17 protein-coding genes are annotated in these 16,550 nt (G+C 63.9%); 6 read left to right on the top strand and 11 right to left on the bottom strand.

The window, feature by feature from the left end; all coding sequences use genetic code 11:
* Positions 1 to 4: 4 nt before the first annotated feature.
* Together Q0743_RS21525 and Q0743_RS21530 are read right to left on the bottom strand one after the other, a co-directional pair.
* Positions 5 to 1,225, bottom strand: a complete 1,221-nt coding sequence (locus tag Q0743_RS21525) for an LL-diaminopimelate aminotransferase (RefSeq protein WP_298243492.1) — start codon at positions 1,223 to 1,225, stop codon at positions 5 to 7.
* 216 nt (positions 1,226 to 1,441) lie between these two features.
* Positions 1,442 to 1,717: a hypothetical protein gene (locus tag Q0743_RS21530; protein WP_298243493.1), complete on the bottom strand. Its 276-nt coding sequence runs from the start codon at positions 1,715 to 1,717 to the stop codon at positions 1,442 to 1,444.
* Between the two features lie 252 nt (positions 1,718 to 1,969).
* Here Q0743_RS21530 and Q0743_RS21535 point away from each other — a divergent pair, with 252 nt between their 5' ends.
* Together Q0743_RS21535 and Q0743_RS21540 are read left to right on the top strand one after the other, a co-directional pair.
* Positions 1,970 to 3,775 (top strand): class I poly(R)-hydroxyalkanoic acid synthase, encoded by a 1,806-nt coding sequence (locus tag Q0743_RS21535; RefSeq protein WP_298243494.1) that lies wholly within the window; start codon positions 1,970 to 1,972, stop codon positions 3,773 to 3,775.
* 64 nt (positions 3,776 to 3,839) lie between these two features.
* A complete protein-coding gene (locus Q0743_RS21540) occupies positions 3,840 to 4,238 on the top strand; it encodes an MAPEG family protein (protein ID WP_298243495.1) in 399 nt (132 codons plus the stop codon).
* A gap of 13 nt (positions 4,239 to 4,251) precedes the next feature.
* Here Q0743_RS21540 and Q0743_RS21545 read toward each other — a convergent pair whose 3' ends face one another.
* From Q0743_RS21545 to Q0743_RS21570, 6 genes are read right to left on the bottom strand one after another with little or no spacing between them, the layout of a single operon-like run.
* Positions 4,252 to 4,845 carry a bifunctional 2-polyprenyl-6-hydroxyphenol methylase/3-demethylubiquinol 3-O-methyltransferase UbiG gene (locus tag Q0743_RS21545; RefSeq protein WP_298243496.1) on the bottom strand — a complete coding sequence of 198 codons (594 nt, stop codon included), beginning with the start codon at positions 4,843 to 4,845 and terminating at the stop codon, positions 4,252 to 4,254.
* Between the two features lie 13 nt (positions 4,846 to 4,858).
* On the bottom strand, positions 4,859 to 5,908 hold the full coding sequence (argC, locus tag Q0743_RS21550) for an N-acetyl-gamma-glutamyl-phosphate reductase (protein WP_298243497.1): 1,050 nt from the start codon (positions 5,906 to 5,908) through the stop codon (positions 4,859 to 4,861).
* 26 nt (positions 5,909 to 5,934) lie between these two features.
* Positions 5,935 to 6,918 (bottom strand): N-acetyl-gamma-glutamyl-phosphate reductase, encoded by a 984-nt coding sequence (gene argC, locus Q0743_RS21555; RefSeq protein WP_298243498.1) that lies wholly within the window; start codon positions 6,916 to 6,918, stop codon positions 5,935 to 5,937.
* Positions 6,915 to 7,583, bottom strand: a complete 669-nt coding sequence (locus Q0743_RS21560) for an FMN-binding negative transcriptional regulator (RefSeq protein WP_298243499.1) — start codon at positions 7,581 to 7,583, stop codon at positions 6,915 to 6,917. The genes argC (Q0743_RS21555) and Q0743_RS21560 overlap by 4 nt, the downstream gene beginning before the upstream one ends.
* A gap of 38 nt (positions 7,584 to 7,621) precedes the next feature.
* The gene (locus Q0743_RS21565; RefSeq protein WP_298243521.1) at positions 7,622 to 7,831 is read right to left on the bottom strand and encodes a hypothetical protein; all 210 of its coding nucleotides are present in this window, start codon (positions 7,829 to 7,831) and stop codon (positions 7,622 to 7,624) included.
* Positions 7,810 to 8,340, bottom strand: a complete 531-nt coding sequence (locus Q0743_RS21570; protein ID WP_298243500.1) for a DedA family protein — start codon at positions 8,338 to 8,340, stop codon at positions 7,810 to 7,812. Before Q0743_RS21570 ends, Q0743_RS21565 begins: the two co-directional genes overlap by 22 nt.
* A 273-nt stretch (positions 8,341 to 8,613) precedes the next feature.
* Here Q0743_RS21570 and parE point away from each other — a divergent pair, with 273 nt between their 5' ends.
* The 4 genes from parE (at position 8,614) to Q0743_RS21590 (ending at position 13,131) form a co-directional block, all read left to right on the top strand.
* Positions 8,614 to 10,656: a DNA topoisomerase IV subunit B gene (parE, locus tag Q0743_RS21575; RefSeq protein WP_298243501.1), complete on the top strand. Its 2,043-nt coding sequence runs from the start codon at positions 8,614 to 8,616 to the stop codon at positions 10,654 to 10,656.
* 421 nt (positions 10,657 to 11,077) lie between these two features.
* Positions 11,078 to 11,860, top strand: a complete 783-nt coding sequence (locus Q0743_RS21580) for an outer membrane protein (protein ID WP_298243502.1) — start codon at positions 11,078 to 11,080, stop codon at positions 11,858 to 11,860.
* A 293-nt stretch (positions 11,861 to 12,153) separates the two neighbouring features.
* On the top strand, positions 12,154 to 12,339 hold the full coding sequence (locus tag Q0743_RS21585; RefSeq protein WP_063194318.1) for a hypothetical protein: 186 nt from the start codon (positions 12,154 to 12,156) through the stop codon (positions 12,337 to 12,339).
* A 21-nt stretch (positions 12,340 to 12,360) separates the two neighbouring features.
* Positions 12,361 to 13,131: an SDR family NAD(P)-dependent oxidoreductase gene (locus tag Q0743_RS21590; protein WP_298243503.1), complete on the top strand. Its 771-nt coding sequence runs from the start codon at positions 12,361 to 12,363 to the stop codon at positions 13,129 to 13,131.
* Between the two features lie 64 nt (positions 13,132 to 13,195).
* Here Q0743_RS21590 and Q0743_RS21595 read toward each other — a convergent pair whose 3' ends face one another.
* The 3 genes from Q0743_RS21595 to Q0743_RS21605 all read right to left on the bottom strand — a co-directional run bounded on the left by Q0743_RS21595 (position 13,196) and on the right by Q0743_RS21605 (position 16,368).
* Positions 13,196 to 13,888 carry an outer membrane protein gene (locus Q0743_RS21595; RefSeq protein WP_298243504.1) on the bottom strand — a complete coding sequence of 231 codons (693 nt, stop codon included), beginning with the start codon at positions 13,886 to 13,888 and terminating at the stop codon, positions 13,196 to 13,198.
* 285 nt (positions 13,889 to 14,173) lie between these two features.
* Entirely contained in the window at positions 14,174 to 14,941 is a 768-nt protein-coding gene (locus Q0743_RS21600) for an outer membrane beta-barrel protein (protein ID WP_298243505.1), read from the bottom strand.
* A 179-nt stretch (positions 14,942 to 15,120) separates the two neighbouring features.
* Positions 15,121 to 16,368 carry an FAD-dependent oxidoreductase gene (locus tag Q0743_RS21605; RefSeq protein WP_298243506.1) on the bottom strand — a complete coding sequence of 416 codons (1,248 nt, stop codon included), beginning with the start codon at positions 16,366 to 16,368 and terminating at the stop codon, positions 15,121 to 15,123.
* Positions 16,369 to 16,550: the final 182 nt, after the last annotated feature.

Here is a 16,550-nt window from a genome sequence, read left to right on the forward strand (position 1 = left end):
GAACTTAACGCCGATTGGCGAGCGGAACGACGTTGTGCAACGTTTCGATGCCGCTTTCAAGGAAGCGGCGCACGCCGCGCGCGGCCTGCCTGATCCGTTGCTCGTTTTCCACCATGGCGATGCGGACATATCCTTCACCATGCTCGCCGAAGCCGACGCCGGGCGAGACCGCAACGCCTGACTTCTCCACCATCAGGGTGGCGAACTGCATGCTGCCGACGCTGCGGAAGGCTTCCGGCAGCGGCACCCAGGCGAACATCGAGGCCTCCGGCGGCGGAATTTCCCACCCCGCCCGGCCGAACGATTCCACCAGCGCGTCGCGCCGCTTGCGGTAGGTGTCGCGCATCTCCTTGATGCAATCGTCCGGGCCGTTCAGCGCGGCGGTCGCCGCGACCTGCACCGGCGTGAAGGCGCCGTAATCGAGGTATGATTTGACGCGGGCGAGCGCGGCGATCACGCGCTCATTGCCGACCGCAAAGCCCATGCGCCAGCCGGCCATCGAATAGGTCTTGGACATCGAGGTGAACTCGACCGTGACGTCGATCGCACCCGGCACCTGCAGCACCGAGGGCGGCGGGTTGCTCTCGTCGAAATAGACCTCGGCATAGGCGAGATCGGACAGGATCAGGATCTCGTGCTTCTTCGCGAACGCGACGAGGTCCTTGTAGAAATCGAGGCTCGCGACATAGGCGGTCGGGTTCGAGGGATAGCAGACGACGAGCGCGAGCGGCTTGGGGATCGAATGCACGATCGCCCGCTCCACCGCCTCGAAGAACTGCGGCGTCGGCTCCGAGGGCACCGAACGGATCACGCCGCCCGCCATCAAAAAGCCGAAGGCGTGAATCGGATAGCTCGGGTTCGGACAGAGGATGACGTCACCGGGCGCCGTGATCGCCTGCGCCACGTTGGCGAAGCCCTCCTTCGACCCCAGCGTCGCCACGACCTGGGTGTCCGGATTGAGCTTCACGCCGAAGCGGCGGGCGTAATAGGCGGCCTGGGCGCGGCGCAGGCCCGGAATACCGCGGGAGGCCGAGTAGCGGTCCGTGCGCGGCTTGCCCAGCGTCTCCTTCAGCTTCTCCAGCACATGCGCAGGCGCCGGCAGATCCGGGTTGCCCATGCCGAGGTCGATGATGTCGGCGCCGGCATTCCGCGCGGCCGCCTTGGCCCGATTGACCTGCTCGAACACGTAAGGCGGAAGGCGGCGGATGCGGTAAAATTCTTCCATGGCTCTCTGGGCTCCGGGGCAACCGGTCAGGACAGAATCGACGGGACAGGACGGCGGTTCGGAAAGGGGCTCAGTTTCGACGCAAAAATTACTCAAAATCAAATGCTTAGAGCAATCATCGACAACGAGGACTGAAGTCGTTCGCCCTGACTCTCGGCTGAACCCAGGTCTTTTAGCACGGCAAGGCGGGGGCGCCAGCGATTACCTTGCACCGCCTCATTTGCCCTCTTTGGCGGCGACGGCCTGACGATCGCGCGCGGCGGCAAGCTCGGCCTCGATCTTGGCGCGCTGCTCCGGGGAGATGACGGCTTGATCGCGATCCGGCGGCAGGTCGTGCACCGGCAGATAGCTCCCGGGCTCCCTGGGATGGGCCTGCGCATCCGCGGGCGTCATGTCCGCGAGCTGACTGGAACAGCCGCCCAACGCAAATGCCACGCTCAAGAGCGCGCCACAAATCAGCAGCGACTTCTGCAGGTCCCGAAACGCCAACACTTGGGAAATCCCCTACTCGTCCCAATGCAAGCTGTCGCACACTAACCCGACAACCTGCCCAAGCTCAAACCATTGCTGCCCACAAATGGTACGAGCGAGAAAACATCCAAGGCCCACGGCATGAGGGTTGCACCGCGATTGTGACAAAACCAAGAAGCTTTGTCGCAGTGCAGCACATCTTGGAGCGGGTTTAACGCCAAACATGCGAGCTTCGCGGTGACGAATACGGAATGAGTCGTTACTGTTCTGCGCATGAGTATGGCCACGACCGACACGCCCAAGCCCGAGACCAAGTTCGATGCGGAAGCCTTCGCGATGAATGTCGCGCGGGCAATGGAGAGCGGAGGCAAGGCGTTGGCCGCCTATCTCAAGCCGCGCGAGAGCGGCGAGGTGCAGGATCGCCCGCCGGCCGAGCTTGCGGAAGTGGTCAAGACCTTCACCTCGGTCGCCGAATACTGGCTGTCGGACACGTCGCGCTCCTCCGACCTCCAGACCAAGCTTGCCAAGGACTATCTCGACCTCTGGGGCTCGGCGGCACGCCGCATGGCCGGCCAGGATGTTCCGCCCGCGATCGCGCCCTCGCCCCGCGACAAGCGCTTTGCCGATCCGGAATGGAAGTCCAACCAGTTCTTCGATTTCGTGATGCAGCTCTATCTGCTCACGACCAAATGGGCGCAGGATTTGGTGCGCGACGCCGAGCTTGATCCGCACACCCGCCGCAAGGCCGAGTTCTACGTGCAGCAGGTCACCAACGCGCTGTCGCCGTCCAATTTCGTGCTGACCAATCCGGAGGTGCTGCGCGAGACCGTGGCCAGCAGCGGGGAGAACCTCGCGCGCGGCCTGACGATGCTCGCCGAGGACATCGCAGCCGGCAAGGGCATGCTGAAGATCCGCCAGTCCAATCCGGACAATCTCGTCGTCGGCGTCAACATGGCGACGACGCCGGGCAAGGTGATCTACCAGAACGAGATGATGCAGCTGATCCAGTATTCGCCGACCACGGAGACGGTGCTGCGCACCCCGCTCCTGATCGTGCCGCCCTGGATCAACAAGTTCTACATCCTCGATCTCAAGCCGGAGAAATCCTACATCAAGTGGTGCGTCGACCAGGGCATCACCGTGTTCGTGATCTCATGGGTCAATCCCGACAAGCGGCTCGGCAACAAGAGCTGGGAAGACTACATGAAGGAAGGCCCGCTCACGGCGATGGACGTGATCGAGAAGGTCACCGGCGAGATGAAGGTGCACACCGCCGGCTATTGCGTCGGCGGCACCATGCTCGCGACCACGCTGGCCTGGCTCGCCGAGAAGCGCCGCCAGCGCGTGTCGTCCGCGACGTTCTTCGCCGCGCAGGTCGACTTCACCCACGCGGGTGACCTGCTGGTGTTCGTCGACGAGGACCAGATCGCAGCGCTCGAGCAGGACATGAAGGCGGCCGGCGTGCTCGAAGGCTCGAAGATGGCGATGGCCTTCAACATGCTGCGCTCCAACGACCTGATCTGGTCCTATGTCGTCAGCAACTATCTGAAGGGCCAGCAGCCGAGCGCGTTCGACCTGCTGCACTGGAACTCCGACGCGACTCGCATGACCGCGTCGAACCATTCCTATTATCTGCGCAATTGCTATCTGGAGAACCGGCTGTCGACGGGCACGATGGTGCTCGACAACACGCTGCTCGACCTCTCCAAGGTCAAGGTGCCCGTCTACAACCTCGCCACCCGCGAGGACCACATCGCGCCGGCGGAATCGGTGCTCTACGGCTCGCAGTTCTTCGGCGGTCCGGTGAAATATGTGCTGTCGGGCTCGGGCCACATCGCCGGCGTCGTCAATCCGCCCGCCTCGAACAAGTACCAGTACTGGACCAACGACAACATCAAGGACGTCAACGTCGCGCAATGGATGAAGGGCGCGGTCGAGCACAAGGGCTCGTGGTGGCCGGACTGGCGGCAATGGCTGGGCGAGCTCGATCCGGAGCAGGTCCCGGCGCGCACCGTCGGCAGCGAGGCCCTGCCCCCGATCGAGGATGCACCCGGCAGCTATGTCAGGGTTCGCGCATAGCGGAATCGTCCGTGCTTTCGTATAGACTTCCGCTCACCACAGCGACGACAGAGGGGACCGCACTATGACGCGCGAATTGTTCTGGCTGACACTGACGGTGATCCTGACCGGAATCCTCTGGATCCCCTACGTCATCAACCGCTGCCAGATTCGCGGGCTGACCGGCGCCATGGCCAATCCCTCGCGCGGCGACAAGCCGCAGGCGGAATGGGCCAACCGCCTGATGTTCGCGCACGACAACGCGGTCGAGAACCTCGTCATCTTCGCGCCGCTGGTGCTGATCCTGAATGCGATCGACTATTCGACGAAATGGACCGTGCTCGCCTGCGCCGTCTATTTCTGGTCGCGCGTCGCGCATCTGATCGTCTATGCGCTCGGCATCCCGGTGTTCCGAACCCTCGCCTTCAGCGTCGGCTTCGCAGCGCAGGCCGTGCTGGCGCTGGCGATCTTCAAGGTGCTGTGAGCGCGCGCCGCGCTCACCCGCTCTTCTGCGCGACGACGAACAGCATCGATGCTTGCTTGTCGTCGAAGCCCTTGACCTCGCCGGCATCGATCGTCACCCCGCTCCAGCGGCCCGCCTCGGAGTAGGTCGCCCGCAGCCAGTCCGGCGAGGGATAATTGTAATAGCGGTTCAGCGTGTCGCGGCCATCGACGTCGCCGGCCTTGTAGCTGGCGTAGAAGTGCCCGGCAGGCTTCAGCGCGCGCCAGATCCGCGCCAAAACCCCGGCGAGTTCGGGTCTCGGCACATGCAGCAGGCACGCATTGGCCCAGACGGCGTCATAGGCCTCGGTCGCGTCGAGCTGCTCGAACAGCAGGGTCTCGACCGGACGGCCGAGACGGCGCGAGGCGACCTCGGCCATCTCAGGCGATCCGTCGGTCGGGCGAACCGCAAAGCCGCGCGAAAGTATTTCCGCGGTATCGCCGCCGGCACCGCATCCGAGTTCGAGAATGGAAGCACCTGGCGCGAGCCGGTCAAGAAACGCCGTCAGCCGCGCCTGCCGCGAGGTGATCTCGCGCCTGGCATAGGCCTCGGCGTTGCCGCGGTAGAATTGCAGCGTCTCTTCGTCCATTGTCGCACCCACCTCACGGGAACAGCGCGATCTGCTCCAACCCCGCCGTCTCCGGCAGCCCGAACATCAGGTTCATGTTCTGGATCGCCTGCCCGGCCGAGCCCTTCACCAGATTGTCGAGCGTGGAAATGACGATCGCCCGGTTCTTGATGCGATCGGCGACGACGCCGATCTGCACATAGTTGGACCCGCGGACATTCTGCGTCTGCGGCAGCACGCCCTTCTTGGCAACATGCACGAAGGGTTCGTTGACATAGGCCTTCTCGAGCGCGGCCCGCAAATCGTCGGGCGTCGTCGCGCCATTGAGTTTGACGTAGGACGTACAGAGTTCGCCGCGCGCCATCGGGATCAGGTGCGGCGTAAAGTTCACCGTCACCGCGGAGCCGGCGGCGAGGCCGATCTCCTGCTCGATCTCGGGCGCGTGCCGGTGGGTACCGACCGAATAGGGCGAAAGCCCCTCGCCCGCCTCGCTGAACAACGTGTTCTGTTTCAGCCCGCGTCCGGCGCCGGTGAGGCCCGATTTCGCGTCGATGACGATGTCGTCGACGTCGATCAGTCTGGCCTTCGCAAGCGGGACCAGCGCGAGCAGCGCCGCCGTGGGATAGCAGCCGGGACAGGCGACCAGCCGCGCGGAGGTGATCTTCTCGCGATAGAATTCGGTGAGGCCATAGACCGCCTCGCCCTGCAATTCGAGCGCCCGGTGCTCATGGCCGTACCATTGCGCATAGGTGTTCTTGTCCCGCAGCCTGAAATCGGCGGACATGTCGAGGACCTTGATATCAGGATTTGCCTTGAGGACCGCGGCGATGATGTCCTGCGTGGTCCCGTGCGGCAGTCCGCAGAACACCGCATCGAGCGTGCTCCAGTCGACCTTCTCCCATTCCACGAGCTTGGGCAGGTCCAGCATGAAGAAATGCGGAAACACCTCGCTCATGGCTTTACCGGCGTGGGTATTGGCAGTGAGTGCGGTGATCTCGGCATGCGGATGCCGCGCCAACAGGCGCACCGCGTCGGCGCCGGTGTAGCCGGAGGCGCCGAGAATGCCGATCTTCTTCTTGGTCATCATACGTCCCCTCAACGCTGGACCGGTCAGGTCTCTGCCAGCCCAAGCATCAACCGCATGTTCTGCACGGCAGCGCCCGAGGCACCCTTGCCGAGATTGTCGAGCCGGGCGACCAGCACGGCCTGGTGATGCTTGTCGCTGGCGAAGACGTAGAGCTCGAGCATGTTGGTCTCGTTGAGCGCCTCCGGTTCGAGCCGGCCGGCTTTGGCGGCCTCGTTCTGCAGCGGCATCGCCTTGACGTATTTCGAGCCGGCGTAGCGCTTGGCCAGCGCGGCCTGAAGGTCGGCACCGCCAGGCTTGCCCGGCAGCGTGTCGAGCTGGAGGGGCACCGAGACCAGCATTCCCTGCCGGTAGTTGCCGACAGAGGGAATGAAGATCGGCCGCCGCGTCAGGTTCGAATAGAGCTGCATCTCGGGCAGATGCTTGTGCTCGAAGCCGAGGCCGTAGAGCTCGAAGGACGGCGCGCTGCCGTCTTCAAAGCTTGCGATCATCGACTTGCCGCCGCCGGAATAGCCGCTCACCGCGTTGACGGTGACGGGATAATCTGATGGCAGCAGGCCGGCGTCGACGATCGGCCGCAGCAACGCGATCGCGCCGGTCGGATAGCAGCCGGGATTGGAAACCTTCTTGGCGGCCTTGATCTTGCCGGCCTGGTCAGCCGTCAACTCGGGAAAGCCGTAAGCCCAGTCGGGCGCGACCCGGTACGCGGTCGAAGCGTCCAGCACCTTCGGGCCCGATGCCCCCATGCTGTCGACCATCGCGACCGTCTCCTTGGCGGCATCGTCGGGCAGGCAGAGGATGACGAGATCCACCTCCTCCATCAGCGCCTTCTTGGCGGCGGGATCCTTGCGCTTGTCGTCGGCAATCGTCTTCACGACGACGTCGTTCTGGAGCTTCAGCCGCTCGTTGATGCCGAGCCCGGTGGTGCCGGAGCCGCCGTCGACGAAGACGGTGGCGGGCTTCCTGGCCGCGCTGGTGGTCGGGGCTTTGGTGGTGTCAGCGAGGCTCATGGAACGCTCCTTTCGAGCTTGTTGGTTTCGGCCGCGAAGGCTTCCGGCCTCACGTCCTGCATCAGCTGCGCAATCGCTTTGGCATCGGCCGCGGGCTGCGCACCGAGCGCGTTGGCGATCGCAATATAGTCGGCGTCGAATTTGTGCTGGTTGAGCTTGAAGCTGCCTTCGATCTCTTCAACCGTCATGACCAGCCCCACGATCCCCTTCTTCATGGCTTCGAGCCGGCCGGCGGTCATCTTGCCCGAGGTCCACGGCTTCTTCGGCAGCAGCCAGCCCTCGAACTTGTCGCTAAGCGTGTCGATCTGCACCGCCAGCTCCTCGTCCGACAACAGCCGCACCGGCCCGCTCAGATGCACCGACTGGTAGAGCCAGGTCGGAACCTGATCCGGCGAGACGTACCAGTCCGGCGACACATAGGCATCGGGGCCGTTGACCGTGAGCAGCCAGGACGCATCGCTGCCCGCCAGCTTTAGCAGCGGATTGTGACGGGCGACGTGAAAGGCGGCCTGCGGCGTGCCATCAGCCGCGTAGGTCAGATAGAACGGCAGCGGCGAGGCGACCGGTTTCTTGCCGTCAAAGGCACACATGGTGCCGAAGCCGCGCTCGTCCGCGAATTTCAGGCTCGCGGCGCGGTCCTGCTTGAAAAATGGGGGCGTGTACATCGTGGTCTCCTGCTGGGCCTCCTTGGGGGGCCGCCGGATCAGATCGCGCTGACAGGAGAGAGAATGCCGCGGATCGGATCCAGCGGCAAAGACGATGATCTCAAACGCGATCGACCGCCCAAACCGCTAAAGAGCGGCGGCGGCGACGGGCGAACAGGATGGTCGCGGCGTTGATCATGGCGCGCGGCTATAAGGCCAGATCTGTTTTTCGTCAAGGTTTGCAGCGTCAGATCACCCGCCAGATCCATTCCATGATCTTGGCGAGCACGTCTCCGAACAGCAGGAGCACGGCAGACCAGACCAGCGCCGAGATGAAATTGGCAGCCTGGAAGCTCCAATAGGGCATCTCGAAGATGCCGGCCGCGAGCGGCACCGAGGCCCGCAAGGGACCGAAGAAGCGGCCGATGAAGATGCTGGGGATGCCCCAGCTCCGAACGAAAGCCTCGCCTCTGGGCAGGAGTCCCGGATAGCGCGAGAGCGGCCACATCTCGGCGACCTTCTCCTTGTAGCGATAGCCGAACCAATAGGAGACCCAGTCCCCCAGCGCCGCGCCGAGGCCGCCGGCAATCCAGACCGGAAAGAAGCTGATGCCGCTCACCCCGATCAGCGCACCGATCGCGACCAGCGCGCCCCAGGCGGGGACCAGCAGCGAGATGAAGGCGAGCGACTCCCCGAAGGCGAGCAGGAACACGATCGGAGCGGCCCAGGCCTGGTGAGCGCGCACGAAATCGGCCAGGGCGTGCGCAAACTGCTCCATCAAAAATAGCCTTCCCGCCCCGTCTCAAGGTGCTGCTCGATGAAAAAGACTGGTAAGCCAAGGGCTTGTGTGACATCAAGTCACAAAACCCGGCACCTGCCGGGCGAGGACGTCAAATTGCCGGGAATGACTGGGCCTGCGGCGTAAAATCGCCGGGATTGGCTCCCAACCACACCGCCCGGACCGCCCTGCGATAACCTTTCCTGGTCAGAAGTGGCATAGTCGGCCTAATCGATTCGCCGCTCCTGCGGCCCTCAAAACGCATCAAGATATATGTCCAAGCAGTTGAAACCCAAAGCAAAAGACGACTTTTTCGGTGGCGACGAGCCGAAGCCCCGCGCCGCCAAGGCAGCACCGCGCGGCAGTGGCGGAGAAGCCGATTACACCGCGGCCGACATCGAGGTCCTCGAGGGCCTGGAACCGGTACGGCGCCGGCCGGGCATGTATATCGGCGGCACCGACGAGAAGGCGCTGCATCACCTGTTCGCCGAAGTCATCGACAACTCGATGGACGAGGCGCTGGCGGGACATGCGACCTTCATCGGTGTCGAGCTGAGCACGGACGGGTTCCTGACCGTCACCGACAACGGACGCGGCATTCCGATCGATCCGCACCCGAAATTCCCGAAGAAGTCGGCGCTCGAAGTCATCATGTGCACGCTCCACTCGGGCGGCAAGTTCGACAGCAAGGTGTACGAGACCTCGGGCGGTCTGCACGGCGTCGGCATCTCCGTGGTGAATGCCCTCTCCTCACGTCTCGAAGTCGAAGTCGCGCGCGGCCAGAAGCTGCATCGCATGACGTTCGAGCGCGGCCATCCCAAGGGCAAGCTCGAGGACCTCGGCAAGGTCAACAACCGCCGCGGCACGCGCGTGCGCTTCAAGCCTGACACCGACATCTTCGGCGCCAAGGCGGCGTTCAAGCCGCAGCGCCTGTTCAAGATGACACGCTCGAAGGCGTATCTGTTCGGCGGCGTCGAGATCCGCTGGAACTGCGCGCCCGAGCTGCTCAAGGGCGTCGAGGATGTCCCGGCGGAAGCGACCTTCCACTTCCCCGGCGGCCTCAAGGATTATCTGGCGGCGGCGATCCACGCCGACACGCTGGTGCATCCCGATATCTTCTCCGGCAAGTCGGGCCGCAACGGCGCGCATGGCGCCTGCGAATGGGCGGTGGCCTGGACCGCGGATGCCGACGGCTTCCTGTCCTCCTACACCAACACGGTGCCGACGCCCGATGGCGGCACGCACGAATCCGGCCTGCGCAGCGCGCTGCTCCGCGGCCTGAAGGATCACGCCGAGCGCGTCGGCCAGGGCAAGCGCGCCTCGTCCATCACCTCGGAAGACGTGATGGTGGGTGCAGCCGTGATGCTCTCGGTGTTCGTGCGCGAGCCCGAATTCCAGGGCCAGACCAAGGACCGCCTCGCCACCGCCGAAGCGCAGCGCATCGTCGAGCAGGCGATGAAGGATCCGTTCGACCATTGGCTGTCGGGCAATCCGAACATGGCCAACCGGCTGCTCGACTTCGTGATCGACCGCGCCGAGGAGCGTCTGCGGCGGCGGCAGGAGAAAGAGACGGCGCGCAAGACTGCCGGCAAGAAGCTGCGCCTGCCCGGCAAGCTCGCCGACTGCACCGATGCCGGCACCGAAGGCTCCGAGCTGTTTATCGTCGAGGGCGACTCGGCAGGCGGCAGCGCCAAGCAGGCGCGCGACCGCAAGACGCAGGCGGTGCTGCCGCTACGCGGCAAGATTCTCAACGTCGCCTCCGCCGGCAAGGACAAGCTGACGGCCAACGCCCAGCTCTCCGACCTCGTGCAGGCGATCGGCTGCGGCCAGCTGCTGCACTATCGTGAAGAGGATCTGCGCTATCAGCGCATCATCATCATGACCGACGCCGACGTCGACGGCGCCCACATCGCTTCGCTGCTGATCACCTTCTTCTATCGGCAGATGCCGCGGTTGATCGACGAGGGCCACCTCTTCCTCGCCGTGCCTCCGCTCTACAAGCTGACCCACGGCACCAAGTCGGTCTACGCGCGCGACGACAAGCACAAGGACGAGCTGATCCGAAGCGCGTTCAATGCCAACGCCAAGGTCGAGGTGAACCGCTTCAAAGGCCTCGGCGAGATGATGCCGGCGCAGCTCAAGGAAACCACGATGGATCCAGCCAAGCGCACGCTGCTCAAGGTCGTGCTGCTCCCCGACGATCGCGACACCACGGCCGATTCCGTGGAACGGCTGATGGGCACGAAGGCGGAGGCGCGCTTTGCTTTCATCTCGGACAAGGCCGAGTTCGCCAGCGAGGAATTGCTGGACGTCTGAGACAGCGTTCTGACGCGTCACGCCAAGGCCCCGGTGGTTCGCCGGGGCCTTTTTACGTCTGCGGGGGTTCAGCCGGGTGACTCCTTCCGTCCCGACTCAGGCGCGTGGGGGCCGAGTCGGCCAACGACTCAGGGCGCCAAGGCGGAGGCAGCGCTGCCTCCGTTTCGGACAAAGCCGGATTTGCTAACGAGAAGTTACCCAAAATCGCAGGGTCGAAATTCCACCTAATATATTGAATCTATACGATAATTTTGCTTCTTCCGGAAACCGCCCCAAATCCGCCCGGCGCCGCGTTTTCCGGCGACTGTGCCTGCCCTGCAACAGCATTTCGGACGGAAACGTCTATAGTCCGGGACATCAGATGACACGAACTTCAGTGCGCTCGCGCCTGTTACGACAGACCAAGGTTGGGGATTTTGACATGAAAAAGGTTTTGCTCGCTCTGACCGCGGTTGCCGCGATGACCGGTTCGGCCTCGGCGGCTGATCTCGCTGCCCGTCCTTACGTGAAGGCCCCGATGGCGGCGCCCGTCGCGAACTGGACCGGTTTCTACGTCTTCGGCGGTGGCGGCGGTGGCCTCTCGAACGCTGACCAGCATGTCCAGACCACGGGAACCAATACCGCGCTGACCATCGACCAGCGCCAGGGTGGCTCCTGTTGGTTCGGCACGGTCGGCGCCGGCTACGACTGGCAGTTCAACAACACCTGGGTCGCCGGCGTGTTCGCCGACGGTCAGTTCGGCAGCATCCGCGCCACCATTCAGGATCCGATCGGCGGCCTCACCGGCAACCAGAAGCTCGAAACCTCCTGGGCCGCCGGCGTGCGCCTCGGCTGGCTGGTCGCCCCGAACGTTCTCTCCTACGTCAACGGCGGCTACACCGGCGCTCACTTCGGCCAGACCAACTTCACGAACGTTGTGGGCACTCCGGCTGGCATCCACCTGAACAGCTACAACCGCAATGGTTGGTTCATCGGTGGCGGCGTCGAGAACAGCCTGAACATCTTCGGCCTCACCTCGCCCGGCTGGTTCATGAAGACCGAGTATCGTTCGGCCTTCTACAACACCAAGACCCAGAACGAGCTGGTCGACGGCACCAACGCGCTGGTCGGTCGCGACATCCGCGCCAACAGCTGGAACCAGACGATCTCGACCTCGCTGGTCTACCGCTTCAACTGGACCGGTCCGGTCGTCGCGAAGTACTGATCTGATCTCACGATCAAACGTCAAAGCCCCGGCATCGCCGGGGCTTTTTCGTTATGGGCCAGTCGATGCAAGGCGGTGAATGTCACGCGCCGCTTGCCTCGACGAGGCTGCCTTTGCGATCGCCCAACGGCATCCCTGATCGCTCCCCCTCGATTCTTGTTTTGACGCGCTTTCTTGACGCGAACCGGTATCCACATCGCTCGAAAACGCTTTAGTGTGGGCCCAAGCTTTCGCGGCGGCGGTGATCCTTCATCGCCGCACCGTGACGGAAGCGGACCGACAGGGAGGAACGCATGCGCAGATTTCTGCTTGTGGCAGGCCTGTTTGCCCTCGCCGTCGGGCTGCTCTGGATCGGACAGGGCACGGGCACCATCGCCTGGCCGCGGTCGAGCTTCATGGTCAACCAGCTGCAATGGGCAGGTTATGGCGCAGCCATGGCCGGCTTCGGGCTGGTTCTGATCTGGCAAAGCAATCAATAGAAGAAACCAGAAAGAAGAAACATGACATCCAACCGGTTCGATCTCCGCGGCAAGGTCGCGATCGTCACAGGAGGCAATGGCGGCATCGGGCTCGGCCTGGCGCACGGGCTCGCCGACGCAGGCGCCGACATCGCCGTGGTCGGACGCAACGAGGCGAAGTCCAAGGCAGCCGTCGAAGATCTCAAAGCGCGCGGCGTGAAGGCGATCTCCATCACCACCGACGTCACCGACAAGGCGGCGATCGCCGCGATGGTGGACCGCGTGGTCAGGGATCTCGGCCGCATCGACATCCTCATCAACAATGCCGGCATGAGCATCCGCAAGCCGCCCCACGAGCTCGAGCTCGACGAGTGGAACACGGTGATCCAGACCAATCTCACCAGCGCCTTTCTGTGCTCGAAGCTCGCCTATCCCGCGCTGAAGGCGTCCGGCAACGGCAAGGTGATCAACATCGGCTCGATGATGTCGATCTTCGGTGCGAGCTTCGCGACCGCTTACGCGGCGAGCAAGGGCGGCATCGTGCAGTATACGCGCGCCTGCGCCAACGCCTGGGCGCCCGACAACATCCAGGTCAACGCGATCCTGCCGGGCTGGATCGACACCGACCTCACCCGCGGTGCGCGCAAGCAGGTCTCCGGCCTGCACGAGCGCGTGCTGGCGCGCACCCCTGCGGGACGCTGGGGCGACATCGACGACTTCGCCGGCATCGCGGTATTCCTCGCATCGCCCGCCTCGAACTTCGTCACGGGCACCGCGATTCCCGTCGACGGCGGTTTCTCGGTGATGGCCTGAGGCGCACGCGCACGTAAAAAAGCCCCGGCATCGCAGCCGGGGCTTTTGCTGTTCTTGCAGGCGATCAGTACTTCGCCATCACCGGGCCGCCGAACTTGTAGCTGATGCCGACCGTGACAGTCTGGTACTGGCTGGCGACACTGTAGGGAATATTGCCGTTGGGCGTTGCCAGAGGCGCGCCGCCGCGGGAGTAGCGCTCGAAATCGTAGTAGCGATACTCGGCCTTGCCGAGCCAGTTCGGAGCGAATGCGTATTCCACGCCGGCACCTGCGGTCCAACCGCTGGTGTTCGACGAGAAGGCATCGACGCCGACGCCGAGATTCGTGTTCACGTGACGCTGCTCGCCATAGGCCCATCCGCCCGTCGCAAAGAACAACCATTTGTTGAACGCAATGCCGGCGCGGCCGCGGATGGTGCCGACCCAGCGCAGCGTGGTCTCATCGCGAGTGCCGCCCACGAAATTGTCGTCGCCCTTGATGTCCGCCCAGGCGAGATCGCCTTCGACACCGAGCACGAAATTCCTGATCTGCCAGTTATAGCCGGCGAGGCCGCCGGCGATGGGCCCGCGCGAGTCATAGCTATTGGCAAAACCGACGTCGTTGAGGCGATCGTGATTGCCCCAGCCATATCCGCCAAACCCGCCGATGTAGAAGCCGGTCCAGTTATACACCGCGACCGGCGGCGCGATGGGTGCGGCCTTGACGGCCATGTCGGCTGCCGCCGCGATGCCGGGCGCACCGACCAGAAGAGACATCATTCCTGCGAAAACCAAAGCCTTTTTCATCGGTATTGCTCCAGAAAAAGTTGCAAGAAATGGAAATTGTCCGCCTGCATGATACGTCGCACCTCTGGGGTTGCGAGGCCCAATCTGCCCTCCTCGCGGGCTCTAGTGCGCTATTTGGGACAAAGTGGCATTTGAATCACGCAAAGGTCCATCAGGCTGACGTTTCCCGGACGCAAAAAAGAGCCCCGGACGAAGCCGGGGCTCTCGAAGTTTGGCAGTGCTTTTTTGATCGTTGGTCGCGTTGCGTCGTCGACGTGCTCAGTAACGGGCGATGACCGGTGCGTCGAACTTGTAGCTCGCGCGCACGACGGCCCACTGGATGTCGCGCGGCTTGGCATCGAAGGTGTAGTTACCCGAGGTGCCGCCGAGCTGATAGGTCTGGCTGCCGAAGGCAGCGTAGTTGTATTCGAGGCCGACGATCCAGTTGCGGGTGACGCCGTATTCCCAGCCGGCGCCGACGGTCCAGCCGTTGGCCCAGTGCGTCTGTCCGCCCGATCCCGTTGCCGGGCCGACCGTGTCGTTGACCGAAAGACGATTGTTCACGCCGGCATAGCCGCCCTTGACGTAGAAGAGGTTGTTCTGCACGGCAAAGCCGGCGCGGCCGACCACGGTCGCAAGCACGTTGGCGCGCCAGGAGAACACGTCGTCGCCGGCACCGAACGCGGTGTTCGTGAACGAGCCCTTGTTGTCGAGGCCGGAGATGGTGCCCTCCATGCCGAACACGTAGTTGTTGGCCTGCCAGTTGTAGCCGATCTGCGCACCGCCCATGATGCCCGATCCGCGCTGACGATAGCCCTGCCCCGGCCCGAGATCGCCGAAGGTCGACGTATTCCCGTTGTTGATGAACTGCTCGTTGGTCCATGCGCCGCCGATGTGGCCACCGACATAGAAGCCGGTCCAGTTGAACAGCGGCTCCACATAAGCGGGCGCCTTCGTGTAACGCGCGCCGAGATCGGCAGCGGAGGCCACGCCCGTCGAAACCAGAGCGGTCGTGCAGGCGAAGGCGGCAATGAATTTGTTACGCATGGTACACCCCGTGTCCTTTGATGGGCGCACGGTCACAGACGCACGTTACTAAAATTGGAATCAACAGAGTTAACGCGGCGCATCGGCCGGCACCGACGTGCAGATGCGTCGGCGCTGTTGCCGACGCGCAACGCCGGACGCGCGATTTAACGCGGCGTTATCCCTACCAAATTGCGACGTTACGATCTCGCAGCTACTTTCGACTGCACGTGCTCGGGTCGCACGCCGAGCCCAATCAGCCGCGCAGGAATGCCCTGGAGCCACGGCAACGCGGTGATGAGCCGTACGATCAGCGGCACCTTCAGTGGCTGATCGCCGCCGTACAGAGCGCCGCTGATGATGTTGTTCTGCACGACCCTTTGCATCCACTGCGTCATTTTCACCGGGAACTCGCGGCGACGGCGCACGGCATCGAGTTCGTCCTCGGACGGGCAGCCTTGCTGCAACTTGTCTGCCAGCAGATTGGCGGTCGCGACCGCGTCCTGCACGGCGAGATTGACGCCGACACCGCCGACCGGCGACATCGCATGCGCGGCGTCGCCGATGCACAGCAGGCCCGGCCGCGTCCAGCGCGTCAGACGATTGATCGCAACCGTCAGCAGCTTGACGTCGTCGAAGCTCTTCACGTCGGCGATGCCGGCCTTGAGGATCGGCGCCATGCGGACGACGTCGTCGAGCAGAGCCTGCAGTCCCCTCGCCTTCACCGCCTCGTACTGTCCCTTGGCGATGACATAGGCGCATTGCCAGTAATCGCCGCGGTCGAAGGTGATCATCATCTTGCCCGGCTCGACGCGCGCGAACACGTTCTCGGTCTCGTCGGCCTTGCGGCCGGCGCGAAACCACAGCACGTCCATCGGCGCGCCGATCTCCTCGACCGCGAGGCCCGCGCGCTCGCGCACCGTCGAATGCCGGCCGTCGCAGGCGATGGTCAGATCGGCTTCGATGTCGACGATGCCGTCGGGCGTCGTCGCCCGCACGCCGGCGATGGTCTCGCCGCGGCGGATCAGATCGACCGCCTCGGTATTCATCATCATTTCCAGCGAGGCAAAGCGCCCGCCGGCTTCGCGCAGGAAATTCAGGAAGTCCCATTGCGGCATGAAGGCAATGAAGGGGTACTTGGTGTGGAGCCGGGAAAGATCGGCAATGCGCACCGGCGTACCGCCGAACAGGCCGTCCAGCTTCTGCAGGCGCTGATGCGGCAGCTTCAGGAAGCCGTCGATCAGGCCGAGCTCGTCCATCACTTGAAGCGTCGAGGGATGCACGGTATCGCCCCGGAAGTCGCGGAAGAAATCCGCGTGTTTCTCCAGCACCACGACCTCGATGCCGGCCCGCCCCAGGAGATAGCCGAGCATCATGCCGGCTGGTCCCCCGCCGACGATGCAGCAGCGGACCCGTTTGGTTCGGTTCGATGGTTGGTCGGATGTCATGGCAGCCGGGATCCGCGATGCAAGTCTCGATCAAGATAGGGCGGAGAATGTAGCGCCGATTCCGGTCGATTGACGCCTGAATCTGGATGCGCGACGTCCGACGCCGGCCGGCAGCTCCGCTCCCCTGCCGTCGCTGCCGTCCCGGGGAATAAGCCGCGCCCCCAATTGTTATCAGGACATAC

It is taken from the genome of uncultured Bradyrhizobium sp. (assembly GCF_936943645.1).
Lineage (GTDB): Bacteria > Pseudomonadota > Alphaproteobacteria > Rhizobiales > Xanthobacteraceae > Bradyrhizobium.

Bases quoted from the DNA above. Each gene is read 5' to 3' on its own strand.
- Q0743_RS21525 (WP_298243492.1), bottom strand. From the start codon at position 1,225: ATGGAAGAATTTTACCGCATCCGCCGCCTTCCGCCTTACGTGTTCGAG.
- Q0743_RS21535 (WP_298243494.1), top strand. From the start codon at position 1,970: ATGAGTATGGCCACGACCGACACGCCCAAGCCCGAGACCAAGTTCGAT.
- Q0743_RS21540 (WP_298243495.1), top strand. From the start codon at position 3,840: ATGACGCGCGAATTGTTCTGGCTGACACTGACGGTGATCCTGACCGGA.
- Q0743_RS21545 (WP_298243496.1), bottom strand. From the start codon at position 4,845: ATGGACGAAGAGACGCTGCAATTCTACCGCGGCAACGCCGAGGCCTAT.
- argC (WP_298243497.1), bottom strand. From the start codon at position 5,908: ATGACCAAGAAGAAGATCGGCATTCTCGGCGCCTCCGGCTACACCGGC.
- argC (WP_298243498.1), bottom strand. From the start codon at position 6,918: ATGAGCCTCGCTGACACCACCAAAGCCCCGACCACCAGCGCGGCCAGG.
- Q0743_RS21560 (WP_298243499.1), bottom strand. From the start codon at position 7,583: ATGTACACGCCCCCATTTTTCAAGCAGGACCGCGCCGCGAGCCTGAAA.
- Q0743_RS21565 (WP_298243521.1), bottom strand. From the start codon at position 7,831: ATGGATCTGGCGGGTGATCTGACGCTGCAAACCTTGACGAAAAACAGA.
- Q0743_RS21570 (WP_298243500.1), bottom strand. From the start codon at position 8,340: ATGGAGCAGTTTGCGCACGCCCTGGCCGATTTCGTGCGCGCTCACCAG.
- parE (WP_298243501.1), top strand. From the start codon at position 8,614: ATGTCCAAGCAGTTGAAACCCAAAGCAAAAGACGACTTTTTCGGTGGC.
- Q0743_RS21580 (WP_298243502.1), top strand. From the start codon at position 11,078: ATGAAAAAGGTTTTGCTCGCTCTGACCGCGGTTGCCGCGATGACCGGT.
- Q0743_RS21585 (WP_063194318.1), top strand. From the start codon at position 12,154: ATGCGCAGATTTCTGCTTGTGGCAGGCCTGTTTGCCCTCGCCGTCGGG.
- Q0743_RS21590 (WP_298243503.1), top strand. From the start codon at position 12,361: ATGACATCCAACCGGTTCGATCTCCGCGGCAAGGTCGCGATCGTCACA.
- Q0743_RS21595 (WP_298243504.1), bottom strand. From the start codon at position 13,888: ATGATGTCTCTTCTGGTCGGTGCGCCCGGCATCGCGGCGGCAGCCGAC.
- Q0743_RS21600 (WP_298243505.1), bottom strand. From the start codon at position 14,941: ATGCGTAACAAATTCATTGCCGCCTTCGCCTGCACGACCGCTCTGGTT.
- Q0743_RS21605 (WP_298243506.1), bottom strand. From the start codon at position 16,368: ATGACATCCGACCAACCATCGAACCGAACCAAACGGGTCCGCTGCTGC.